The sequence below is a fragment of the Rhodoferax sp. WC2427 genome (assembly GCF_040822085.1).
GTDB lineage: Bacteria > Pseudomonadota > Gammaproteobacteria > Burkholderiales > Burkholderiaceae_C > Rhodoferax_B.
This window is the reverse complement of sequence record NZ_CP162006.1, coordinates 4,617,694-4,640,717: the sequence shown is the minus strand read 5'-3', so window position 1 is coordinate 4,640,717 and position 23,024 is coordinate 4,617,694. Positions and strand designations below refer to the sequence as shown.

The window sequence follows — 23,024 nt, the reverse complement described above, 5'->3', positions numbered from 1 at the left end:
GGGAAGGTGTCGGTAGAGGTTTACAGCGGGCCAGTCCAGCCGCCGCCCACGGCGCGGTACAGGCTGATCCAGGCCAGCAGGCGTTCGCGCTGCAGGGCAATGGCGTTGGTGTCGGCGGCCAGCGCGGTGCGGCGGGCGTCTTCCAGTTCGGGCAGGCTGGCCAAACCGGCGGTGTAGCGGGCCTGGGTGGCGGCAAATGCGGCCTGGTAGCCCTGGGCCGCCACCTGGGTGTCGGCGTTGCGGTCGGCGGCGCTGCGCAGGTTGACCAGGGCTTCTTCCACCTCGCGCACGGCCTGGCGCACCTTGGCGCGGTACAGGGCCACCGCTTCGGTGTAGCGGGCCTGGGCGGCATCCACCTCGGCGCTGCGCCGCCCGCCGTCGAACAGGGGCACCGACACGGCCAGCGGGCCGATGGACCAGGTGCCAAAGTTCTCGCTGACCGAGCCCGCCCGGTAGGCCAGCGCGCCGATGGAGCCGTTCAAGGTCAGCCGCGGGTAGCGCTGGCCCTGGGCGTTGCCCACGTCGAAGCTGGCCGCCGCCACCTCGCGCTCGGCGCTGAAGATGTCGGGCCGCTGGGCCAGGGCCTGTGCGGGGATGGATGCTATGGAAAACAGAGCTGGTTGCGCTGGTGGAATGGGCGCTGAGGCCAGTTTTTGTGCCAAATCGGCTTCGGCCAGGCCGGTCAGCGCGACCATGGCTTTCAGGTACAGGTCGCACTGCGCCAGTTGCTGCACCACGCGGTTGTTGGCCTCGGCGGCACTGGCGCGGGCCAGCGCGTCCACCGCCGGGGCGGTAAACCCGGCGCGGGTGCTCAAGCCCGACAGGCGGGCCGTTTCCCGGCGCGACTGGGCGTCTTCCCCCGCCAGCCCGCGCAGCAGGGCGCAGGCCCGCACCGACACGTACTGGCTGGCCACCTCGGCGGCCACCGCCACCCGCGCGTCATGCCACTGGGCCTGGGCGCCTTGCTGGCGCGCCTGGGCGGCGTTGGCGGCGGCCCGGTTGGTGCCAAACAGGTCGATCTCCCAGGCTGCCTGCAGTCCGGCCTGGGCGGTGGTGGCAATGGGCACGGCGGGCTGCGAGATGCCCCGGCTGGCGCTGGCCGCGGCATCCAGCGTGGGCCCCAGCGCGGCACCCGCGCCCACCGCTGTGGCCCGCGCCTGGGCAATGCGTGCCGCCGCCGAGGCCACCGTGGGGCTGGCCTCCTGCGCCGCCGCGATCAGCGCCACCAGCAGCGGATCGTCCAGCCGCTGCCACCAGTCTGCCAGGTCGCCCATGTGGCCCTGGTGCGGCAGCGGGGCCGTCCATTGCGGGGCGGCCTGGGCGGGCACGGTGGCGGGTGGCGGTGCAATGGCGCAGGCGGACAGCCACAGGGGCAGGAGGCACAGAAGAGGCCAGCGGGGCAGAGGCATGCGGAGGGGCTCCAGGGGTGGCAAGGGTAGGCGGGGCTATCGTATCGGGTGGCTGCCACCTGCCGTGTGACAGGCCTGCGCTTTGTCCCCCATCGAGGGGACGCCGCGCAGCCCACGCAGGGCGGCGAGGCGTTGGCCCCATGGTGCCAGGGTCGGTAAGCCGGGTCTTCTCCAGGGGGTATCGGTATGTGTCGGTTTATGTCAGCGCGGCGCGGGCCGACCGGGCCGGGGCCGCGGGTGGTTTGTGCATGAAAAGTGCTGCTTGCGCTTGTTCCATCAGCGCAAGCAGCTACTTATTCAATAGCAATTACCCAAACACCACGTGCCACAGCGCCAGCACCGCCGCGCGCTCTTTCTGCAGCAGGGGCGGGGCGACCTGGGTGGGGGCTTCGTTCAGGCGGGCCTGGTGCTGGGCCTTGCGCAGTTCGCGGTAGGCGTTGGCCGCCGCTTCGCCCACGCCGGGGGGCAGCAGGCCGCAGGCCTCGGCGCGGCGCAGCAGGGCGATGTTGCCCACGTTGTCTTGCAGCGTAGGGTGCTGGGCGGCGTGCGCCAGCACCAGGTACTGCACGGCAAATTCGGCGTCCACCATGGCGCCGGTGCTGTGTTTCACGTCAAAGTTGTCACCGCGCACCGGGTGGGCGGCGCGCACCTTGTTGCGCATGGCGACGATCTCGGCCTGCAGGGCGGGCCGGTCGCGCGGGGCGGTGATGACGTTTTGGCGGATGGTATCGAAGCGCTGGGCCATGTCGTCTGGGCCCAGCACGTAGCGGGCGCGGGTCATGGCCTGGTGCTCCCAGGTCCAGGCGGTGTTGCTGCCCCGGCCTTCCTGGTAGCTGGCATAGGCGGCCAGGGTGGTGACCAGCATGCCGGAGTTGCCATTGGGGCGCAGGGCGGTGTCGATCTCGAACAGGTCGCCCTCGGCGGTCTTGACGCTCAGCCAGTTGATGAGTTTGCGCACCAGCTGGGCGTAGACCTCGGGGGCGCGTTCGTCTTCGTCCTCAAACACGAACACGATGTCCAGGTCGCTGCCGTAGCCCAGCTCCTTGCCGCCCAGCTTGCCGTAGCCGATGACGGCAAAGCGCGGCTCGTCCAGGTGGTGGCTGGGCAGGCGCTGCCAGCACCAGCGGGCGGTGACGCGCAGCACCACGTCGGCCAGCGCGCTGAGGTCGTCGGCCACCTGCTCGACGGTGATGCGGCCTTCCACGTCGCGCGCCAGGGTGCGGAACAGCTCGGCATGGTGGGCGCGGCGCAGCAGGTTGAGCAGGGTTTCTTCGTCGTCCTCCTGGGTGATGCGCAGCGAGTTGCGGCGGGCTTCCAGCTCGGCCTCCAGCGCGGCGGGGTCGAAGCGCTCGGCCAGCATGGTCTCGGCGGCCAGTTCGTCGATCACGCCGGGGTGTTGCTGCAGGTAGCGGGCGGGCCATTTGGCGGCGGCCAGCAGGCGCAGCAGGCGCTGGTGCACCGAGGGGCGCTCCAGCAGCAGGGCCAGGTAGTGGTCGCGGCGCAGCAGGGGCTCGATCCAGTCCATCCAGCGCAGTACGCCGTCCAGGCTGGTGCTGCCCTCTTGCAGCCAGCCCAGGGTGCGCTGCACCAGCCGCGACAGCCGCGCGCCGGAGATGTCGCGCAGGGCCAGTACGCGGGCGTGGGTGGACCAGCGCAGCAGGCGGCCTTTGAGCGGCTCGTCCAGGCGCTCGGCGAGCGTGGCCAGGTCCGGCGCACCCGACAGGTCGCCCGGCCCGCCGGCGTTGGCTTTGCCGCCCTTGCCGTTGCAGCCCTTGCATTCCTTTTTGCCGCCCAGCAGGGTGTCGAACTCTTGCGCCACCAGTTCGCGGTGGGTGTCCAGCTCGGTCAGGAAGGCGCAGCAGTCGGGGTAGCCCATGCTGTGGGCGATCCAGGCCAGGTCGGCATCGATGGTGGGCAGCACATGGGTTTGCTGGTCGTCCAGGTACTGGATGCGGTGCTCGACCCGGCGCAGAAAGGTGTAGGCGCGGGCCAGGGCGTCGGCGGTCACCTGGGGCATCAGCCCGGCGCGGGCCAGGCGCTGCAGGGCGGCCAGCGTGGGGCGGGTGCGCAGCTCGGGGAACTGGCCGCCGCGCACCACCTGCAGCAGCTGCACGGTGAACTCGATCTCGCGGATGCCGCCGCGCGACAGCTTGACGTCGTTGGCCCGCTCGGGGCGGCCCGCACTGCGCTTGGCCGAATGGTCGCGGATCTGCTGGTGCAGGTTGCGCAGCGCGTCGAACACGCCGTAATCCAGGTAGCGGCGGAACACAAACGGCAGCACCACGGTGCGCAGCGCGCTGGCGTCGTGGATGCAGCTGCGTGGGGCCACCACCCGGCTTTTGAGCCAGGCAAAGCGCTCCCATTCGCGGCCCTGCTCTTGCAGATAATTTTCCAAGGCGTCCATGGACACCGCCACCGGCCCGGAATTGCCGTGCGGGCGCAGCGCCAGATCGACGCGGAACACAAAGCCGTGCTCGGTGGTGTCGCCCACCAGCGCGTAGATGGTCTTGACGGCCTTGCAGAAGTACTCGTGGTTGCTGGTGCGGCCCCGGCCCTCGGGCATGTCGGGCTGGCCGGCGGTGTCGCCGTCATGGTTATAGACGTAGATCAGGTCGATGTCGCTGGACACGTTGAGCTCGCGGGCACCCAGCTTGCCCATGCCCACCACCCACATCTGGGCGCGGCTGCCGTCGGGGGCCAGGGGCGCGCCGTGCTGGCTGTCGAGTTGCGCAAAGGCGTGGCTGCAGGCGGCATCCAGGGCGATTTCGGCCAGCTCGGTCACCGCCCGGGTCACCACCTGCAGGGGGGCTTGTTGGTCGCAGTCCAGCACCACGAGCCGCTCCATCACCAGTTGGCGCAGGCTGCGCAGGGCGGCCCCGGTGTCCAGCCCGGTGGCGCGCAGGGTGGCCAGGGTGGCCTCCATGTTCGCGCGGATGGGGGGGCCGGGGGGGAGCAGATCGAGCTGGTCGGCATAACGGCGGCGCAGGCGCTGCACAAAACGCGAGTGGCCGGACAGGGGCGCGGTGGGGGCGGGAGTGCTTAACAAAGTAACACCGTAAACGGGGGGGCCTGCTGCGGGCGCGGCTGCCATGGGAGTGATAATTCTGGTTGCATCCATGTGTCCAATGACTGAATCCAAGCCCTATCCCACACGCCTGCTCCGATGGGCGGCCACAGCCGCCTCCTGGAGTCTGGGCTTGGTGGCGGCAGCCTGGCTGGCGCTGGCTTTGGCCTGGGGGGCTTTACACGGTTGGATTGTGCCGCGAATCGGCGAATTTCGCCCGTGGCTGGAAACCTATGCCAGCCAGGCGCTGGGGGTACCGGTGCGCATCGGAGCCATCTCGGCCCAGTCGGAGCACCTGTTTCCCTCGTTCGAGCTGCGCGATGTCGCCTTGCTGGACGCCCAGGGGCGCGAGGCGCTGACGCTGTCGCGGGTCACGGCTACGGTGTCGCCCGCGTCGCTGCTCAAGCGCGGTTTCGAGACCCTGGGGATCGAGCAGCCCGCGCTGGATGTGCGCCGCAGCGCCGACGGCACGGTCTTCATCGCCGGGCTGGATGTGTCGCACACCGGCAGCGGCGATGGCCGGGCCCTGGACTGGCTGTTTGCCCAGAGCGAGCTGGTGGTGCGCGGCGGCACGGTGCGCTGGACCGACGAGCAGCGCGCCGCCCCCCCGCTGGTCCTGAGCGGCGTGGATCTGGTGATGCGCAACAAGGGCCTGGGCCACCAGATGCGCCTGGATGCCTCGCCCCCCGCCGAGTGGGGAGACCGTTTCAGCCTCAGCGCCCGCTTTCGCCAGCCCTTGCTCAGCACCCACCGGGGCCGCTGGCAGGACTGGGACGGCCCGGCCTACGCCAGCCTGCCCCGGGTCGATGTGTCGCAACTGCGCCGCTATGCCGATGTGGGGGTGGATGTGGAGGCGGGCGTGGGGGCTTTGCGGCTGTGGGCCGATATCCGGCACGGCCGGGTGACCAGCGGTACAGCCGATGTGGCCCTGGTCGGTGCCCGCGCCACCCTGGCCGCCGACCTGCAGCCATTGGCGCTGCAGTCGTTGCAAGGCCGCATCACCCTGCAGCAGGCCGCGGACAGCATGGCGCTCACCACCGAGGGCCTGCAGTTCACCACCGACGACGGGCGCGCCTGGCCGGGCGGCAACCTGACGCTGCGGCTGCAGGACGCCACCCCCCGCCTGCCCGCGCAAGGCGAGCTGCGTGCCGACCGGCTGGACCTGGCCCTGCTGGCCCACATGGCCACCAGCCTGCCGCTGGGCCCGGCCACCCACCGCATGCTGGCCACCTACGAACCCCAGGGGCTGGTGGAGCAGATCGCCGCCCGCTGGAATGGCCCCCTGGCCAACCCCGCCAGCTATAGCGCCCAAGGCCGCATCACCGGGCTGGAAGTGGCCGCCGGAGTACCCGCCGCGCCCAGCCCCAAAGACCGGGCCCCGTTGGGCCGCCCCGGTGTGCGCGGTGCGGCGCTGGACTTTGACGTCAGCCAGGCCGGGGGCAAAGCCACCGTGCGCATCGCCCAGGGAGCGCTGGACCTGCCCGGCCTGTTCGAGGAACCGGTGGTGCCCATGGAGCAGCTTTCGGCCACGGTGGCGTGGCAGCAGCAGGGTGAAGCCCTGGCGGTGCAGGCCAGCGATGTGCGGTTTGCCAATGCCGATGCCGAGGGCCTGCTGCAAGTCAAGTGGCGCAGCAGCGACCCCGCCAAGTCGGGCAGCCGCGCGCGCATTCCGGGTGTACTGGACCTGCAGGGCCAACTCAGCCGGGGCGATGCCGCGCGGGTGCACCGCTACCTGCCCCTGGAACTGGACGCCGAGGTGCGCCACTACGTGCGCGATGCGGTGCTGGCGGGACGCACCAACCAGGTGAAGTTCCGCGTCAAGGGCGACCTGTTCGACTTCCCGTTTTCCCAACCCGGCCAGGGCGAGTTCCGTATTGCCGCCGAGGTGCGCGACGCCACCTATGCCTATGTGCCCCCCAGCCTGCAGCCTGCCAAGGCCTTGCCCTGGCCAGCGCTGGAGCGCTTGTCCGGCGAGCTGGTGTTTGACGGCAACACCTTGCAGATCCACCGGGCGACGGCCACGTTGGCCGGTACCACCGGTTTCCAGATGGCCCAGGCCGAAGCCAGGATTGCCGACCTGGGCCACAGCGTGGTGGTGTTCAAGGCCCAGGGGCGTGGCCCGCTGGCCGACATGCTGGGTGTGGTCAACCGCTCGCCGCTGGCCGAGATCACCGGCCAAGCCCTCGCCCAGGCCACGGCCAGCGGCCTGGCCGACCTGCAGTTGCGCCTGCAGTTGCCCATTGCCAGCCTCGACAAGAGCAAGGTCCAGGGCAGCATCACGCTGGGTGGCAACGATGTGCAGATCACCCCCGGCAGCCCGGCGCTGGCCCGCGCCCGCGGGGTGGTCAACTTCTCGGACACCGGTTTCATGGTGGTCGGCGGCCAGGCCCGGATGCTGGGCGGCGATGCCAAGATCGAAGGCGGCATGGCCGACGCTGCCAAGGGCGCTGTACAGATGCGGGTGCAGGGCGTGGCCACGGCGGAAGGGCTGCGCCAGGCCACCGGCTTGGGTACGGTGGCGCAGATCGCCCGCCATGCCACCGGCAGTGCGGCCTACACCGCCGTGGTGGGTGCGCGCCAGGGCGTGCCGGAAATCAACGTGGTCAGCAATCTGCAGGGCGTGGCCTTGAACCTGCCCGCGCCGCTGGCCAAAGCCGCCGACACGGCGCTGCCCCTGCGGTTTGACAACGCGCTGCTGCCCGGCACCGGTGGGCCGCTGCGTGACAGTTTGGCGCTGGAGTTGGGGGCGGGCGGCTCGGTGGCTTCGGTGGCCTATGTGCGCGACATTTCCGGCCCGGCGCCCCGGGTGCTGCGCGGCACCGTGTCGGTGGGCCTGCCGCCCGGCGAGGCGGTGCTGATGCCCGCCGAGGGCGTGTCGGCCAACATCCGTGTCGATACGGTGAACGCCGATGCCTGGCAGGCGCTGGCCGCCACACTGGACGCTGCGCCAGCGGCCGCCAGTGCGCCTGCGGCGACCGGGGGGTACCTGCCCACCACCTTGGCGGTGCAGGCCAAGGTCTTGACGCTGGGCGGTCGCACGCTGCACCAACTGGTGCTCAGCGGTTCGCACTTTGCCACCACCTGGCGCGCCAACGTCGACGCCCAGGAACTCAACGGCTACATGGAATACCGCCAATCCATCGACTCCAGCCCGGGCCGTGTCTACGCCCGGCTGACCCGGCTGACACTGGCCCCCAGCACCGCCACCGAAGTGGAAACCCTGCTGGACGAGCCCTCGGAGACCGTGCCCGCGCTGGACATCGTGGTGGATGCCTTGGAGCTCAAAGGCAAAAAACTGGGCCGGGTCGAGGTGGAGGCCGTCAACCGCGGCGGCCGTGTGGGCGGGGTCGGGCTGGTCGATGCAGGTGTGCGCGAGTGGCGCCTGAACAAGCTCAGCATTTCCAACCCCGACGCGCAGCTCAGTGCCACCGGCAACTGGGTGGCCCTGGGGGGCCGTGCCGGGCCCACCACGCCCCGGCGCACCACGCTGAACTTCCAGCTCGATATTGCCGACGCGGGGCAACTGCTGGCCCGCTTTGGCATGCCGGGGGTGGTGCGGCGCGGCAAGGGCCAGATGGCGGGGCAGGTCGGCTGGGTGGGGTCACCGTTGGCGCTGGACACCGCCACGCTGGGCGGGCAGTTCAACCTGGCGGTAGAGAGTGGCCAGTTCCTGAAGGCCGACCCGGGCCTGGCCAAGCTGCTGGGCGTGCTGAACCTGCAGGCCCTGCCGCGCCGCTTGGCGCTGGATTTTCGCGATGTGTTCAGCGAGGGTTTTGCGTTTGACTCGGTACGTGGCGACGTGCAGGTCGAGCTGGGCCGCGCCACCACCAATAATCTGCAAATGAAGGGCGTGAACGCCGCCGTGATGATGGAGGGCAGCGCCGACATTGCCCGCGAAACCCAGGACCTGAAAGTGCTGGTGGTGCCCGAGATCAACGCCGGCACGGCCTCGCTGGTGGCTGCCGTCATCAACCCCGCCATCGGCCTGGGCACATTTCTGGCACAGTGGTTTTTGAGCCGCCCCCTGGCCGAGGCCGCCACCCAGCAATTCCACATCGACGGCACTTGGGCCGACCCCAGAATCACCAAGGTGCCGCACAAGATGTTCGGCGCCAAGGTCGAGGCCCAGGCCCCCACCAAACCGGAACCCACCCCATGAATGTCGCCGCCATCCAGATGGTCTCGGGTACCGACGTGCAGGCCAACCTGGCACGCGCCGCCGCCTTGCTGGCCGACGCCGCCGCCCGCGGTGCCGAGCTGGCGGTGCTGCCCGAGTATTTTTGCCTGCTGGGCCAGCGCGATACCGACAAGCTGCAGATCCAGGAGGCCCTGGGCCACGGCCCCATCCAGGATTTTCTGGCCACCACGGCGCGCCAGTTGGGCCTGTGGCTGGTGGGCGGCACGCTCCCCATCACTGTGGGTGACGGCAGCCGGGTGCGCAACAGCACCCTGGTGTTCGACCCCAGCGGGGCCTGTGTGGCCCGCTACGACAAGATCCACCTGTTCCGCTTCGACAACGGGCACGAGCGCTTTGACGAGTCGCGGGTGCTGGAGCCCGGCACCGAGCCGGTGCTGTTTGAACTGCCGGCACGGGATGGTCGGCGCTGGCGCATCGGCCTGAGCATCTGCTACGACCTGCGCTTTCCCGAGCTGTACCGCCGCTATGCCGCGCTCGGTGCCGACCTGCTGCTGGTGCCCAGCGCCTTTACCCACACCACCGGCCAGGCCCATTGGGAGCTGCTGCTGCGCGCCCGCGCGGTAGAGAACCTGGCCTATGTGCTGGCCCCGGCCCAGGGCGGCTTGCACGCCAATGGCCGCCGCACCTGGGGCCACAGCCTGCTGGCAGACCCCTGGGGCACGGTACTGGCCGAGCACGCCGAGGGCGAGGCCGTGGTGGCGGGTACGCTGGACGCCGCCCGGTTGGCGCAATGCCGTGCCCAGTTGCCCGCGCTGGAGCACCGGGTTCTGTGAGCGCCCTGCTGCCGCGATCCCGGGTGGGCTGGCTACGCTGGTGGCAGCGTTGGTCGCTGTGGGTGGTCATGCTGTTGTTGCTGGCGCTGGTGCTGACCACGCTGGTCTGGCTGGCCGGGCGGTTTGAAGCCAGCCAGGTACAGGACACGCTGGAGCGGGATACCGCCGCCGCGGCGGACGACGTACGGCTGGGCTTGGGGCGCAATGTGCTGAGCCTGCAAGCCTTGCAGTTCAACGACCCCAGCCCCGGCTCCTGGCGCGTCGATGCCGCCGAGTTTGTGCGCCTGCACCGCGAGCTGCTGCGGGTGGAATGGCGGCGACCCGATTTGACGGTGTTGGCCCTGGCCGAGAGCCCGTTTCGGCCCCAGGCCTTTGAGTGGTTGGGCAGCAGAAATGCCGAGCCCGATGTCACCCTGGCCTGCACCTTGGCCAAGCGGGCCAACGGCCCGTCGTATTCCAGCAGCTATTTTTTACCGCAGCTGGATGGACTGGGGCTGGAGGTCATGGAAATGTGCATGCCGCTGATCAGCCACGGGCAGCTCACCGGCTATCTGGTGGCCACCTACGCACTGGGCGATGTGCTGGCCGACATGGTGGGCCGCCAACTCAGCCGCAGCCAGGAGGTGTCATTTATCGAGCCCGATGGCACCCGCCTGGTACTGCACGGCTCGGCGCGGCGCGGCACGCGGGTGTTTTCTGCGCGGCAATTGGTCAACCTGCCCGGCAACACCATGGTGTTGCGCATGGACAGCTGGCATGGCGACCCCGAGGTGTACCCCAACCTGATGACGGCGCTGGTGACCTTGATGTCGATTGCCCTGGTGTCGGTGACCGCGCTGCTGGTCAAGGACACCCGTCGGCGCCTCAGCGCCGAGCGCAACCTGGCCGAAGCGCTGGCCTTTCGCAAGGCCATGGAGGACTCGCTGCTCACCGGCCTGCGCGCCCGCGACCTGCAAGGCCGCATTACCTACGTGAACCCGGCGTTTTGCCAGATGGTGGGCTTTTCCGCCGACGAACTGTGGGGCCGCGGCATGCCTGCGCCGTTTTGGCCTCCCGATCTGGCCAGCGAATACCAGCAGCGCCAAGAGATCCGCATGGCAGGCAGCGCGCCACCCCGCGAAGGCTTTAGTTCGGTGTTCATGCGCAAGGACGGCAGCGTCTTTCCGGTGCTGGTCATGGAGGCCCCGCTGATCAATGCCCAGGGCGCGCACACCGGCTGGATGAGTGCGGTGGTGGACGTGACCGAACAGCGCCGCGCCGAAGAGCTGTCGCGCACCAGCCAGGACCGTCTCCAGGCCACCGCCCGGCTGGCCACGGTAGGCGAAATGGCCTCGCTGCTGAGCCACGAACTGAACCAGCCGCTGGCCGCCATCTCCAGCTACGCCACCGGTTCGCTGAACCGCTTGCAGGCTGGCGGCACTCTGGTGGACACCGCGGACCTGGCCACCGCCATGCGCCGCATCGCCGAGCAGGTGGAGCGCGCGGGCAAGCTGATCCGCAGCGTGCACGACTTTGTGCGCCGCCGGGCCAAGGTGCGCGAGCCGGTCGCGCCGCAGGTGCTGCTGGATGCCATTTTGCCGCTGGTGCAGTTGCAGGCCCGCAAGCTGGGCGTGCAAGTGCAGTTGGCCGTGGACGATGTACTGCCGAACGTTTTGTGCGACCGCTCCATGGTCGAGCAGGTGCTGCTCAACCTGACGCGTAACGCCATGCAGGCCATGGAGCACCCCGCCGTGGCCAAGCGGGTGCTGGTGTTGGGGGTGGCGCAGCTGCCGCCGCCGCTGGCTGGCTGGGTCGAGTTTGCGGTGTCGGACCGGGGCCCCGGCATCCCGCCCGAGGTGGCCGAGCGCCTGTTCACCCCGTTTTTCACCACCAAGGACGAAGGCATGGGCCTGGGTCTGAGTCTGTGCCGCACGGTGGTGGAGCAGCATGGGGGCTCGCTCGGTTTCGCGGCGAATTGGCCGCAAGGCACCGTGTTTCGGTTTACCCTGCCGATCTCCGAATAATTGTGAGGCACTGATGCAACCCGTACAAGATGCCACCGTTTTCATCGTGGATGACGATGCCAGCGTGCGCGATGCGCTGTCGTGGCTGCTGCGCTCGCGTGGCCTGTTCAGCGAGGGGTTTCCCAGCGCCGAAGCCTTCGAGACCATGCTGGCCACCGGCTTTGTGCCGCGCCAGGCCTGCTGCCTGCTGCTGGATGTGCGCATGCCCGGCATCAGCGGACTGGCGCTGTTCGACAAGCTGATTGCCCGCGGGCTGCACCAGCCCATGCCGGTGATCTTTTTGACCGGCCACGCCGATGTGCCGACCGCCGTGGACGCCGTCAAGCGCGGGGCTTTTGACTTCTGCGAAAAGCCGTTTTCCGACAATGCGCTGGTGGACCGCATCGAGCAGGCCCTGGCCCAGTCGGCCCTGAACCTGCGCGCCCGCGAAGGCCGCCAGCGCCTGCAAACCCGCCTGACCGAACTCACCGAGCGCGAACGCGACGTGATGCGGCTGGTGGTGCTGGGCCTGCCCAACAAACTGATTGCCGACCAGCTCGAGATCAGCGTGCGCACGGTGGAAGTCCACCGGGGCCGGGTGTTTGACAAGATGGAAGTGAAGTCGGCCGTGGAATTGGCCAATTTGCTACAAAAAATGTAGCTTCTCACGCTTATTCAATGGGCGCTGGCGGCTCTTTTTCTTCCGATTTTTGGACGATTTCGCCGTTTTTACGGCCCGAGAACATGGTCCACCAGACAATCAGCACCAGCAACACCCCCGCTCCCAGCGCTTCCAGTAACAACAACACCATGCCCCGACTCCTTGTAGATTTTTTCTCGGCGCGCGGCGCGCGCCAAGCCGCTCTGGCCGCGATTGTAGGAACCCTGGCCGCCTGCGCCACCCGCATGCCCGAAGCCCCGCCATCTACCCCGGCGGCGGTGCCGACCGTGCCCGGCCTCCCTGAGGCCCCGCCGTACGCCGTCCCGGGCGACACCGGTCCCTTGCCGCCCCCCATCACCCAGGGCAAAAGCCGCTGGACGGCGGTGCGCTGGGCCGAACTGCCCGGTTTTGGCCAGGACCCGCTGCACGAGGCCTGGAACGCCTGGACCAAAAGCTGCGAGCGCCCCGGCCCGGTCCAGGCGCCGCTGTGCAAGGAGGTGCGTCGCCTGAGCATCGGCAGCGGCGACGAGCAGCGCGCCTGGATGGTCGCCCGCCTGCAGCCCTACAAGGTGGAGCCGCTGCTTGGCAGCTCCGAGGGCCTGCTCACCAGCTACTACGAGCCGCTGCTGGACGGCACCCGCAACCCCACCAGCGCTTCCGCCGTACCCCTGTACCGCCCGCCGGCCACCCTGGGCCAGCGCAAGCCCTGGTACACCCGGCAGGAAATGGAGACCTTGCCCGAGGCCAAGGCCCAATTGGCCGGGCGCGCGATTGCCTGGCTGTCCGACCCGGTGGATGCGCTGGTGCTGCAAATCCAGGGCTCGGGGCGCCTGCGCATCACCGAGGCCGACGGCAGCCAGCGCCTGGTGCGGCTGGCCTATGCGGGTACCAACGACCAGCCCTACAAAAGCGTGGGCCGCTGGCTGCTGGACCAGGGCCTGATCCGCGATGCCACCTGGCCTGGCATCAAGGCCTGGATTGTGCAAAACCCCCAGCGGGTGAATGAGTTGCTGTGGAGCAACCCGCGCACCGTGTTTTTCCGCGAAGAAGTGCTGTCGGAGCTGGATATGGCCTTCGGTCCCCGGGGCGCACAGGGCGTGGCCCTGACCCCGGGCCGCTCGATTGCCGTGGACCCCGCCAGCATTCCCTACGGCACACCGGTGTGGCTGGCCTCGCCCGGCCCCTGGGCACCCCTGCAAAAGCTGGTCTTCGCCCAGGATACGGGCAGTGCCATCACTGGGGCCGTACGGGCCGACTATTTCGCCGGTTGGGGCCCCGAGGCGGGCGACCTGGCCGGTCGGCTCAAGCAGCCCTTAAAGCTCTGGGTGCTCTGGCCGAAATAGGGCCGCCGCCCCGCCGCCTCAGAACTTGTGCGTTACGCCAAAACCCAGGCGCGAGGCGTCCAGCGAGACACTGCCGTCCGCGCGTTCGGTTTTGAGCTGGCGGAACGCGGTGTAGAGGCGGGTGCGTTTGGACAGGTCGTAGGTGGCCATCAGGCTCAGGCCGTGGGCGTCCACCACTTTGCGGCCTAGGCTGTTTTCGGTCTTGGCACTGGCGTAACCAATGGCCACCGTGGCCTGGCCGAAGGGCGCGTCCAGACCCAGTTCCCATTCCTTGGAGCTCTGGTGCCCGGCGATGCGCTCGTCGATTTGGCGCTGGAAGGCCCCCACCATATTCACCGGCCCGAAGTTGTAGTTGCCTGCGACCAGGTGGAACTTGTTCTTGCCCGTGGTGTAGCTCTCGGCCTGGTATGAGTAGCCGACGCGCAACGGGCCTTGCGTGACCTTGCCATGGGCGCTGATCGTGCGGGGTGATTCGGTGGCGGTGGAGGCCCCTTCGTTGGCGCTGAAGCTCACCGAGCCGCTGAAAATACCCACCGACGGCGTGATGTACATCACCGTGTTGTTGCCCCGGGCCAGGTAGTCGGTACCGGTGACGGCGGGCAGGCCGTTGGCGGCAGTGGCGCCCGCGCCCCAGACCTGGCCGGTCGAGGCAAAGCCGGACGAGTCGTACAGGTGGTTGGTCGAGCCACGCAAGGCATCGAAGGCCCCCAGCATGCGGCCCAGGCGCAGGTCGCCAAAGTCGCCCGACACGCCGAGGTAGGCCCCGCGGTTGAAGCCCACGTTGGAGGCCGAGACGGTAGAGACGGTGCCGTTGTCCAGCGCGAAGCCTTGCTCCAGCACAAAGCTGGCTTTCAGCCCGCCGCCCAGGTCCTCGGTGCCACGCAGGCTCCAGCGGCTGGCTTGGGCGCCGCCGCTGTCCACCACGTAGCCCGTACCCGGTGGGTTGACACCCACCTTGTGCCGGGTCTGGCCGACCCAGGCATCGGCGATGCCGGACAAGGTCACGCTGGATTGGGCCGAAGCGGCGCTTGCAAATGCGCCGAAGGCCAGCGCGGTGATGAGTTTGGTTTGCATGGGAACAGGACTCCTGTGGGGGTGGGGGGATTTTCTAGTCATACGTCAGTCGTCTGACGACTTGGCGAATAATAAGAAAGAGCCCGTCCCCACGGAATCAGTAAAAACCCTTAATTTGTGGTTTTTGTGCGCTATACGGGGCCATGCCCGTAGCGGTTTGCGCCGACTGGCTGGCGCGTGGCTAGTGGCTGGCGCCGCTTTCCGTGTTGGCGCGCATGCGCTCGCGGCTGTTGCTCAGGTGCATGAACATCGCCGCCCGCGCGGCGGCGGCATCGCCCCGGCGGATGGCCTCGTAAATGGCTTCGTGCTCACGCTGGGTAATGGCCTTGCCGCTCTCCAGCATGGGCTGGGCTTCGCCAAAACGCGCCGCGGGCTTGCTGTCCCGGGAAGCGGCGGCATCGGGCGCAGCCCGTGGAATCGTCGCGTTGCCCAGGCTGGTCAGCACCTCTTCGAAGTATTCGTTACCGGTGGCTGCGGCAATCTGTACATGGAACTGGAAGTCGGGTTCGGTGGTGCTGCCACCGGTGCGGCGCTGCGCGTCGAAAGCGTCCAGCGCGGCGCGCATCGCCACCAGATGCTCTTCGCGGCGGCGCACAGCGGCCAGACTGGCGGCCTCGGACTCGAGGCTGATGCGCAGCTCCAGCATGGCCAGCTTCTGGCGCACCTGAAGGTCGCGCGCGCCGATCGCCAGCAAGGGCTCGGGGGCGGCCGATGCCAGTACAAACGTGCCCACGCCTTGCCGGGTTTCGACCAGGCCGCTGGCCTGCAGGCGCGACATGGCTTCACGCACCACTGTGCGGCTGACATTGAATTCCTGCATCAGTCCCGGCTCGGACGGCACCCGGTCGCCGGGCTTGAGGGCCCCGCTGTGGATGCGTTCGGAAACCCCGTCCACCACCCGCTGCGGCTGGCTTTTGGTCCGCGCGGGATGGTCAGGCATCGTAGGGAACATGGTGTGGCGGGGGCTATGGATGGACCCTTGACTATAACGCGGCCCGCGTGTCTCGCCAGACGACTGATGCCAGCGCGGGTCCATCCGGAGAAAACCCGGTATTTAAGGGTTTCTACTGATTCAACACGTCTGACGTGCTGCCTAAAATCCATTCCAGTCTGACGACCGATGACATAGAAGGAATCTTATGAAAATTACCAGCGTACACGGCACCGAATTCACCTTCCCGACCCGCCGGTCGGTGGACACGGCGGGCCATTCCCACCCCGGACCCGAGGGCCTGGGCAAGATGGCCCTGTTGACCATCACCACCGACGAGGGGCACAGCGGCTACGCTTTTGCGCCGCCCGAGGTGATCCGCCCCCATGTGCTGGAAGCCTTTGTGCGCAAGGTGCTGGTCGGCCAGCACCCGTTCCAGCGCGAGCAGCTTTGGCACGGCCTGGAACACTGGCAGCGCGGCAGCGCCGGGCAACTGACGGACCGCGCCCTGGCCGCCGTAGACCAGGCGCTGTGGGATCTGGCCGGCCGGGTGCTGGGCCAGCCGGTGTACCGCCTGATCGGTGGCTACCGCGACAAGGTGCCCGCCTACGGCAGCACCATGTGCGGCGACGAGCTCCAGGGCGGCCTGTCCACCCCGCAAGAGTACGGGGACTTCGCCCTCAAGCTGGTGGCGCGCGGCTACAAGGCTATCAAGCTGCACACCTGGATGCCGCCGGTCTCCTTTGCCCCCAGCGTGCCCATGGACATCCAGGCCTGCGCCGCCGTGCGCGAAGCTGTCGGCCCCAACATTCCGTTGATGCTGGACGGCTACCACAACTACAGCCGCATCGACGCGCTGACCATTGGCCGCGCCCTGGAGAAGCTCAACTTCACCTGGTTCGAAGAAATGATGAACGAGCAAAGCATGGCCTCGTACGCCTGGCTGGCCGACCAGCTCGACATTCCCATCGTCGGGCCCGAAAGCCTGTCGGGCAAGCACCACAGCCGGGCCGACTGGGTCAAGGCCGGTGCCTGCGACATCCTGCGTGCCGGTGTGCCCGGCGTGGGCGGCATCACCCCCACGCTCAAGGTGGCGCACCTGGCCGAATCCTTCGGCATGCAGTGCGAAGTGCACGGCAACGGCGCGGCCAACCTGGCGGTGTGCGCGGCCATCAAGAACACCCGCTGGTACGAGCGCGGCCTGTTGCACCCCTTCCTGGAGTACGACGAAGTGCCCGCCTACCTGAACACCCTGGCCGACCCGATGGATGCCGACGGCTATGTGCACCTGTCACAGCTGCCCGGCCTGGGCGAAGACATCAACTTCGCCTACATCGAAGCCCACACGCGCAACGCCTACTAAACGCCCCACCCAACGGTTGCGCCACCCTATCCACCTCGAGGAGACACCTATGAACCACACACAGTTGCTGCGCCAATGCGCCATTTCCGTCGCTGTCGCCCTGGCACTCGGCACCCTGGGGGCGGTGGCGCAAGCCAAGACCCCGGACGACCAGCTGATCGTCGGCTTCAGCATGAACAACCTGCTGTCGCTGGACCCGGCTGCGGCCACCGGCAACGACGTGGTCGAGCTGGCCGCCAACCTGTACGACTACCTGATCGAACTGGACCCGCAGGCCATCAGCAAGATGCAGCCCGGCCTGGCCGAGAGCTGGAAAGTGTCTGCCGATGGCCGCAGCATCACCCTGGTGGTGCGCAAGGGCGTGAAGTTCCAGTCGGGCAATGACCTGACGGCGGAAGACGCGGCCTGGTCGCTGCAGCGCGTGCTCAAGCTGAACCTGGCCATGGCCTCGCCCTGGAAGAGCTATGGTTTCACCGCCCAGAATGTGGACAAGGCCGTGCGCGCCACCGATGCCACCACCCTGGTGATCGACCTGCCCGAACCCACCGACCCGAAGATGGTGCTCTATACCCTGGCCACCTCGGTCAGTTCCGTGGTGCTGGACCGCAAGAAGGTTATGGAAAACGAGAAGAATGGCGACATGGGGGCGGCCTGGCTGATCACCCACGCCGCCGGGTCGGGCCCGTTTTCGCTGGTGGAGTGGCGCGCCAAGGATGCCCTGCTGATGAACCGCTTTGACGGCTACTGGCGCGGCCCGGCCAAGCTCAAGCGCGTCATCATGCGGCACATGACCGAGTCGCAGTCGCTGCGCCTGATGCTGGAGCGTGGCGACCTGGACGTGGCCTCCGGCATGTCGGTGCCCGACATCGAGTCCATGAAGAAGAACCCCGAGGCGGTGGTCAGCCCGGTGCGCCGCGGCACGCTGTACTACGTGGCCGTCAGCATGAAAGACCCCAAGTTTGCCGACAAGCGCGTGCGCCTGGCGATCCGCAACCTGATCGACTACGACGGTATCAACACCACGGTGATGCCCAACTACGGCCTGCCGCAGCAGCGCCCGGTGCAGATGGGCCTGCCCGCCAGCCTGCCCAGCCCCGGCTACAAGCTGGATGTGGCGGCGGCCAAGAAGCTGCTGGCCGAGGCCGGGTTTCCCAACGGCTTCAAAACCACCATCCGCGTACTGGCCGACCCGCCGTTCATCAACATCGCCACCAGCCTGCAGGCCACCCTGGCCAAGGCCGGTATCGAAGCCAGCGTGCTGTCGGGCACCGGCAACCAAGTCTACGGTGCCATGCGCGAACGCAACTTCGAGATCCTGGTGGGCCGGGGCGGCGGCGGGGTGGAACCCCATCCGCATTCCAGCCTGCGCGCACTGGTCTACAACCCGGACAACAGCGACGCGGCCAAGCTCACCAACTTCCAGGGCTGGCGCACCTCGTTCTTCAGCCCCGAGCTGAACCAGCTGATCGAGAAGGCCGAGGTCGAGCGCGACGAAGCCAAGCAGACCGCCCAGTACCAGGAGGCCCAGAAGCTGTACGAGACCCAGGTGGGCGCGATCCAGCCGTTCTCGCAAATGGTGGACACCGTGGTGCTGCGCAAGGACGTGCGCAACTACTTTGGCCACCCGTCGGCCACCACCCGGCTGCGCGATGTGAGCAAGCAGCGCTAAAGCGTCCGCTGTCCACCCCATGGAGAAACTTCTGTGACTACATCCACCTTGCGCGCTCTGGGCCACCGCCTGCTGAGCGTGGTGCTCACGCTGCTGGGTCTGCTGCTGCTGACCTTTGTGATTGGCCGCGTCATGCCGCTGGACCCGGTGCTGTCCATCGTCGGCCCCGACGCGGACCGCTCCACCTACGACCAGGTCTACCAGCAGCTGGGCCTGGACCGGCCCCTGCCGGTGCAGTTTGCCTACTACCTGCGCGATCTGCTGCACGGCGACCTGGGCAATGCCCTGCTCACCGGCCACAAGGTCACCGACGACCTGGCCCGCGTGCTGCCCGCGACCGTGGAGCTGGCCACCATGGCCATCATCCTCGGCACCGGCCTGGGCGTGCCGCTGGGCGTATACGCCGCCACCCGGCGCGGCCGCCTGGCGGACCACGTAGTGCGCGTCATCAGCCTGTTTGGTTACTCCACCCCGGTATTCTGGTTCGGCATGATGGGCCTGCTGGTGTTTTACGCCTGGTTGGGCTGGGCGGGGGGAGCGGGGCGCATCGACCTGGCCTATGACGGCATGGTGGCCCCGCGCACCGGCCTGCTGCTGGTGGACTCGGCCCTGGCGGGCGAGTGGGAGGTGTTTCGCAACGCCATCAAGTTCCTGCTGCTGCCCGCTTGCATTCTGGGCCTGCACTCCATGGCCTACATCAGCCGCATGACGCGCAGCTTCATGCTTGCGCAGCTGTCGCAGGAGTACATCACCACGGCGCGGGTCAAGGGCCTGTCGGAGCGCGGTGTGGTCTGGGGCCATGCGTTCCGCAACATCCTGGTGCAGCTGTTGACCATCGTGGCCCTGGCCTATGGCGGCCTGCTCGAAGGTGCCGTGCTGATCGAAACCGTCTTTGCCTGGCCCGGCTTTGGCCAGTACCTGACCAGCAGCCTGCTGCTGGGTGACATGAACGCCGTGATGGGCTGCGTGCTGGTGGTGGGGGTGATCTTCGTCACGCTGAACCTGCTGTCCGATGCCCTGTACCACGTGTTTGACCCGAGGACCCGCTAATGGCCGCCCTGACCTTATCCGACAAGACCGCATCCAGCACGCCCCAGACGGCGGGACAGGCACTGCGGCAAAGCGCCCGCCGCATCCTGCAAAGGCTGCTGCACAACCCCATGACCGTGGCCGGCCTGGTGGTGGTGGCCGTGCTGCTGGTGGTGGCCCTGTTCGCCCCGCTGATCGCCACCCACAACCCGCTGGAGCAAGACCTGGCGCAGGCGCTGCAGGCTCCCAGCAATGCCCACTGGTTCGGCACCGACGAATACGGCCGCGACGTGTTCAGCCGCCTGGTGCATGGCTCGCGCATCTCGCTCTACATCATTGCGCTGGTGACGGTGATCGTGGGGCCGGTGGGGCTGGCCGTGGGGGCCATCTCCGGCTACTTTGGTGGCTGGGTGGACAACCTGTTCATGCGCGTCACCGACATCTTCATCTCGTTCCCCAGCCTGGTGTTGGCACTGGCCTTCGTGGCCGCCCTCGGCCCGGGGCTGGACCATGCGGTGATTGCGATTGCGCTGACCGCCTGGCCGCCGATTGCGCGGCTGGCACGGGCCGAAACCCTGTCGCTGCGCAACGCCGACTTTGTGGTGGCAGCCCAGCTGCAGGGCGCCTCCAGCGGCCGCATTCTGCTGCGCTACATCGCGCCGATGCTGATGTCGTCGGTGGTGGTGCGCCTGACCATGAACATGGCCAGCGTGATCCTGACCGCTGCGGGCCTGGGCTTTCTGGGCCTGGGTGCCCAGCCGCCGCTGCCCGAGTGGGGCGCGATGATCTCCAGTGGCCGCCGCTACATGATGGAGTGCTGGTGGCTGGTGGCCACGCCCGGTGCCGCCATCATGCTGGTCAGCCTGGCCTTCAACCTGCTGGGCGATGGCCTGCGGGATGTGCTCGACCCCCGCAATGAGTAAACCTGCCATGCAAAACGCTTCTTCTACCCCCAAGTTGCAAGTCGAAGACCTGCACATCCGCTTCGCCACCCCCGACGGCCCCATGCACGCCGTGCGCGGCGTGTCGTTCAACCTGTCGCGGGAAAAGCTGGCCATCGTGGGCGAATCCGGCTCCGGCAAATCCACCGTGGGCCGGGCCCTGCTCAAGCTGCACCCGCGCAGTGCCAAGATCGAAGCGCGCAAGCTGGCCTTCGACGGCATCGACCTGCTGGACGCCAGCCCCAAGACCATGCAGGACATCCGGGGCAAGCGCATGTCGATGATCATGCAAGACCCCAAGTACTCGCTGAACCCGGTGGTGCGCGTGGGCCAGCAGATCGCCGAGGCCTACCTGGCGCACAACAAGGTGCCGCGGGCCGAGGCCGTTGAGCGCGCCCTGGCCATGCTGGAGTCGGTGCGCATCCGCGAGCCGCAGCGGGTGTTCAACCTGTACCCGCACGAGGTCTCGGGCGGCATGGGCCAGCGCATCATGATTGCCATGATGCTCATCACCGAGCCCGAGATCCTGATTGCCGATGAACCCACCTCGGCCCTGGACGTGTCGGTGCGCCTGCAGGTGCTGGCCGTACTGGACGACCTGGTGGGCCAGCGCGGCCTGGGCCTGGTGTTCATCAGCCACGACCTGAACCTGGTGCGGCATTTTTGCGACCGCGTGCTGGTGATGTACGCCGGGCGGGTGGTGGAAAGCATTGCCGCCGCCGACCTGGACAACGCCCAGCACCCCTACACCCGGGGCCTGCTCAGCGCCCTGCCCAGCCTGGACCAGCGCCGTGCGCGCCTGCCCGTGCTGCAACGCGACCCCACCTGGCTCACTGCCTAAAAAGTGCCTAAAAGGCGCATAAGGACTTCACCATGACCATGATCGATGTCAACGCCCTGCACCTGGCCTTCGGGTCCGTCAACGTGCTCAACAACGTCAACCTGCAGGTGCGCGAGGGCCAGTCCTTTGGGCTGGTGGGCGAATCGGGCTCGGGCAAAACCACGGTGCTGCGCTGCCTGGCCGGGCAGTACACCCACTGGGAAGGCAACTTGCAGATTGCAGGCCGCGCCCTGGGCCACAAGCTGGACCGCGTCCAAAAACTGGCCCAATGCCGCGGCGTGCAAATGGTGTTCCAGGACCCCTACGGTTCGCTGCACCCGCGCCACACCATCCACACCGTGCTGGCCGAGCCGCTGCGCATCCATGGCATGGACCAGGAGCGCGACCGCATCGAAAGCATCCTCACCAAGGTGGGCCTGAACAGCAGCTTCCGCTTCCGCTACCCGCACCAGCTCTCGGGCGGCCAGCGCCAGCGCGTGGCGATTGCCCGCGCCCTGATCCTGGAGCCCCGCGTGCTGCTGCTGGACGAACCCACCTCGGCCCTCGACGTGTCGGTGCAGGCCGAAATCTTGAACCTGCTGGCCGACCTGCGCGAGCGCGACGGCCTCACCTACTTGATGGTGACCCACGACCTGGGCGTGGTGGCCCACCTGTGCGACCAGGTGGCGGTAATGCAGCACGGCAGCATTGTGGAGAGCCTGGGTACCGACGCCCTGTGCAACAACGCTGCCCAGCACCCCTACACCCGCATGCTGGTGGATTCGAGCCGCTCGTACAGCCGTGACATGGCCGAGGCCACCGTCGCGGCGGTTTAGCCGGGAGATTTTGATGTTGAACCGCCGCCGCGTTCTTGCCGCATCCCTGGCCGCGCCCTTGGCGCATCTGTCCCCCTCCCTGGCGGCGCAAGCCGCGCCCCTGCTGATCGACTCGCATGTCCATGTGTGGAAGCGCGACCCGGCCTTCCCGTTCGCCCAGGGCCGCAAGCCGCCGGAGTTCGATGCCAGCGCCGAGATGCTGCTGGACCTGATGCAGGCCAACGGCGTGGCGCGCACCGTCATCGTGCAGGTCATCCACTACCGTTGGGACAACAGCTACCTGGCCGATGTGCTCAAGCGCTACCCGGGCCAGTTCCACGGTATTGCCCGCGTCAACCCCGAAGACCCGGCCGCGCCCGACCACCTGAGTCGGCTGACGCTGGAGCAGGGCTTTCGCGGCGTGCGCCTGAGCCCGTCCGACCAGGCCGATGGCGACTGGATCCGCGGCCCGCTGATGGCACCGCTGTGGCGGCGCTGCGCCGAGCTCAAGGTGCCGATGACGGTGCTGGCCTCGGGTGCGCGCATGGCCGACCTGGTGCCGCTGATCGAGAAGAACCCGGATCTGACCGTGGTGATCGACCACATGGCCGACGTGCCACCCGACCAGCCGCAGCTGCTGGAGCCCTTGCTGGCCCTGGCGCGCTTCCCCCGGGTGTACGTGAAGATATCGCACGTGCCGCGCCTGTCCAAACAGGCCTATCCCTATGCCGATGCGTTCGACCAGGTGAAGCGCGTGTACGACCGCTTTGGTGCCAAGCGCCTGATGTGGGGTACCGACTGGCCGATCTCGCTCAGCGAACTGCCCTACGACAAGATGGTCGCCGTGTACCGCGACCACCTGGGCTTTCTGCCCGCCGCCGAGCGCCAGTACATCCTGTCGCAAACCGTCCAGGACATCTGGCCGTTTGGCCTGTAGGCCACAGCACGCGGC

17 protein-coding genes are annotated in these 23,024 nt (G+C 68.2%); 12 read left to right on the top strand and 5 right to left on the bottom strand.

Going from position 1 to position 23,024, the window contains the following annotated elements; all coding sequences use genetic code 11:
* Positions 1 to 20: 20 nt before the first annotated feature.
* Together AB3G31_RS21610 and glnE are read right to left on the bottom strand one after the other, a co-directional pair.
* A complete protein-coding gene (locus AB3G31_RS21610; RefSeq protein ID WP_367848095.1) occupies positions 21 to 1,409 on the bottom strand; it encodes an efflux transporter outer membrane subunit in 1,389 nt (462 codons plus the stop codon).
* A 307-nt stretch (positions 1,410 to 1,716) separates the two neighbouring features.
* Positions 1,717 to 4,500, bottom strand: coding sequence for a bifunctional [glutamate--ammonia ligase]-adenylyl-L-tyrosine phosphorylase/[glutamate--ammonia-ligase] adenylyltransferase (gene glnE, locus AB3G31_RS21605; RefSeq protein ID WP_367848094.1), 2,784 nt, complete (start codon positions 4,498 to 4,500; stop codon positions 1,717 to 1,719).
* A 25-nt stretch (positions 4,501 to 4,525) separates the two neighbouring features.
* Here glnE and AB3G31_RS21600 point away from each other — a divergent pair, with 25 nt between their 5' ends.
* The 4 genes from AB3G31_RS21600 (at position 4,526) to AB3G31_RS21585 (ending at position 12,087) form a co-directional block, all read left to right on the top strand.
* Positions 4,526 to 8,632: a YhdP family protein gene (locus AB3G31_RS21600; protein ID WP_367848093.1), complete on the top strand. Its 4,107-nt coding sequence runs from the start codon at positions 4,526 to 4,528 to the stop codon at positions 8,630 to 8,632.
* Positions 8,629 to 9,444 (top strand): carbon-nitrogen hydrolase family protein, encoded by an 816-nt coding sequence (locus AB3G31_RS21595; RefSeq protein ID WP_367848092.1) that lies wholly within the window; start codon positions 8,629 to 8,631, stop codon positions 9,442 to 9,444. The genes AB3G31_RS21600 and AB3G31_RS21595 overlap by 4 nt, the downstream gene beginning before the upstream one ends.
* A gap of 68 nt (positions 9,445 to 9,512) precedes the next feature.
* Complete coding sequence (locus tag AB3G31_RS21590; RefSeq protein WP_367850400.1) at positions 9,513 to 11,447, top strand: sensor histidine kinase; 1,935 nt, start codon at positions 9,513 to 9,515, stop codon at positions 11,445 to 11,447.
* Positions 11,448 to 11,460: 13 nt separating this feature from the next.
* Entirely contained in the window at positions 11,461 to 12,087 is a 627-nt protein-coding gene (locus tag AB3G31_RS21585; protein WP_367848091.1) for a response regulator transcription factor, read from the top strand.
* 10 nt (positions 12,088 to 12,097) lie between these two features.
* Here the strand turns inward: AB3G31_RS21585 and AB3G31_RS21580 are convergent, their stop codons facing one another.
* Positions 12,098 to 12,238 carry a hypothetical protein gene (locus AB3G31_RS21580; protein WP_367848090.1) on the bottom strand — a complete coding sequence of 47 codons (141 nt, stop codon included), beginning with the start codon at positions 12,236 to 12,238 and terminating at the stop codon, positions 12,098 to 12,100.
* Between AB3G31_RS21580 and AB3G31_RS21575 the strand changes: the two genes are divergently transcribed.
* Positions 12,171 to 13,430, top strand: a complete 1,260-nt coding sequence (locus AB3G31_RS21575) for a murein transglycosylase A (protein WP_367848089.1) — start codon at positions 12,171 to 12,173, stop codon at positions 13,428 to 13,430. The two genes, AB3G31_RS21580 and AB3G31_RS21575, sit on opposite strands and share 68 nt — an antisense overlap.
* 18 nt (positions 13,431 to 13,448) lie before the next feature.
* Here the strand turns inward: AB3G31_RS21575 and AB3G31_RS21570 are convergent, their stop codons facing one another.
* Together AB3G31_RS21570 and AB3G31_RS21565 are read right to left on the bottom strand one after the other, a co-directional pair.
* Positions 13,449 to 14,504, bottom strand: coding sequence for a porin (locus tag AB3G31_RS21570; protein ID WP_367848088.1), 1,056 nt, complete (start codon positions 14,502 to 14,504; stop codon positions 13,449 to 13,451).
* A gap of 181 nt (positions 14,505 to 14,685) precedes the next feature.
* Positions 14,686 to 15,456, bottom strand: a complete 771-nt coding sequence (locus AB3G31_RS21565) for a FadR/GntR family transcriptional regulator (protein WP_367848087.1) — start codon at positions 15,454 to 15,456, stop codon at positions 14,686 to 14,688.
* Between the two features lie 187 nt (positions 15,457 to 15,643).
* Between AB3G31_RS21565 and AB3G31_RS21560 the strand changes: the two genes are divergently transcribed.
* From AB3G31_RS21560 to AB3G31_RS21530, 7 genes are read left to right on the top strand one after another with little or no spacing between them, the layout of a single operon-like run.
* Positions 15,644 to 16,798, top strand: coding sequence for a mandelate racemase family protein (locus tag AB3G31_RS21560; protein ID WP_367848086.1), 1,155 nt, complete (start codon positions 15,644 to 15,646; stop codon positions 16,796 to 16,798).
* A 49-nt stretch (positions 16,799 to 16,847) separates the two neighbouring features.
* Positions 16,848 to 18,467 carry an ABC transporter substrate-binding protein gene (locus AB3G31_RS21555; RefSeq protein WP_367848085.1) on the top strand — a complete coding sequence of 540 codons (1,620 nt, stop codon included), beginning with the start codon at positions 16,848 to 16,850 and terminating at the stop codon, positions 18,465 to 18,467.
* A 33-nt stretch (positions 18,468 to 18,500) separates the two neighbouring features.
* Entirely contained in the window at positions 18,501 to 19,517 is a 1,017-nt protein-coding gene (locus AB3G31_RS21550; RefSeq protein WP_367848084.1) for an ABC transporter permease, read from the top strand.
* Positions 19,517 to 20,419, top strand: a complete 903-nt coding sequence (locus tag AB3G31_RS21545) for an ABC transporter permease (protein ID WP_367848083.1) — start codon at positions 19,517 to 19,519, stop codon at positions 20,417 to 20,419. The genes AB3G31_RS21550 and AB3G31_RS21545 overlap by 1 nt, the downstream gene beginning before the upstream one ends.
* 7 nt (positions 20,420 to 20,426) lie before the next feature.
* On the top strand, positions 20,427 to 21,278 hold the full coding sequence (locus AB3G31_RS21540; RefSeq protein ID WP_367848082.1) for an ABC transporter ATP-binding protein: 852 nt from the start codon (positions 20,427 to 20,429) through the stop codon (positions 21,276 to 21,278).
* A 38-nt stretch (positions 21,279 to 21,316) separates the two neighbouring features.
* The gene (locus AB3G31_RS21535; RefSeq protein WP_367850399.1) at positions 21,317 to 22,093 is read left to right on the top strand and encodes an ABC transporter ATP-binding protein; all 777 of its coding nucleotides are present in this window, start codon (positions 21,317 to 21,319) and stop codon (positions 22,091 to 22,093) included.
* Positions 22,094 to 22,106: 13 nt separating this feature from the next.
* Entirely contained in the window at positions 22,107 to 23,009 is a 903-nt protein-coding gene (locus AB3G31_RS21530) for an amidohydrolase (protein WP_367848081.1), read from the top strand.
* Positions 23,010 to 23,024 lie beyond the last annotated feature (15 nt).

Bases quoted from the DNA above. Each gene is read 5' to 3' on its own strand.
- AB3G31_RS21610 (WP_367848095.1), bottom strand. From the start codon at position 1,409: ATGCCTCTGCCCCGCTGGCCTCTTCTGTGCCTCCTGCCCCTGTGGCTG.
- glnE (WP_367848094.1), bottom strand. From the start codon at position 4,500: ATGGCAGCCGCGCCCGCAGCAGGCCCCCCCGTTTACGGTGTTACTTTG.
- AB3G31_RS21600 (WP_367848093.1), top strand. From the start codon at position 4,526: ATGTGTCCAATGACTGAATCCAAGCCCTATCCCACACGCCTGCTCCGA.
- AB3G31_RS21595 (WP_367848092.1), top strand. From the start codon at position 8,629: ATGAATGTCGCCGCCATCCAGATGGTCTCGGGTACCGACGTGCAGGCC.
- AB3G31_RS21590 (WP_367850400.1), top strand. From the start codon at position 9,513: ATGCTGTTGTTGCTGGCGCTGGTGCTGACCACGCTGGTCTGGCTGGCC.
- AB3G31_RS21585 (WP_367848091.1), top strand. From the start codon at position 11,461: ATGCAACCCGTACAAGATGCCACCGTTTTCATCGTGGATGACGATGCC.
- AB3G31_RS21575 (WP_367848089.1), top strand. From the start codon at position 12,171: ATGGTCCACCAGACAATCAGCACCAGCAACACCCCCGCTCCCAGCGCT.
- AB3G31_RS21580 (WP_367848090.1), bottom strand. From the start codon at position 12,238: ATGGTGTTGTTGTTACTGGAAGCGCTGGGAGCGGGGGTGTTGCTGGTG.
- AB3G31_RS21570 (WP_367848088.1), bottom strand. From the start codon at position 14,504: ATGCAAACCAAACTCATCACCGCGCTGGCCTTCGGCGCATTTGCAAGC.
- AB3G31_RS21565 (WP_367848087.1), bottom strand. From the start codon at position 15,456: ATGTTCCCTACGATGCCTGACCATCCCGCGCGGACCAAAAGCCAGCCG.
- AB3G31_RS21560 (WP_367848086.1), top strand. From the start codon at position 15,644: ATGAAAATTACCAGCGTACACGGCACCGAATTCACCTTCCCGACCCGC.
- AB3G31_RS21555 (WP_367848085.1), top strand. From the start codon at position 16,848: ATGAACCACACACAGTTGCTGCGCCAATGCGCCATTTCCGTCGCTGTC.
- AB3G31_RS21545 (WP_367848083.1), top strand. From the start codon at position 19,517: ATGGCCGCCCTGACCTTATCCGACAAGACCGCATCCAGCACGCCCCAG.
- AB3G31_RS21540 (WP_367848082.1), top strand. From the start codon at position 20,427: ATGCAAAACGCTTCTTCTACCCCCAAGTTGCAAGTCGAAGACCTGCAC.
- AB3G31_RS21535 (WP_367850399.1), top strand. From the start codon at position 21,317: ATGATCGATGTCAACGCCCTGCACCTGGCCTTCGGGTCCGTCAACGTG.
- AB3G31_RS21530 (WP_367848081.1), top strand. From the start codon at position 22,107: ATGTTGAACCGCCGCCGCGTTCTTGCCGCATCCCTGGCCGCGCCCTTG.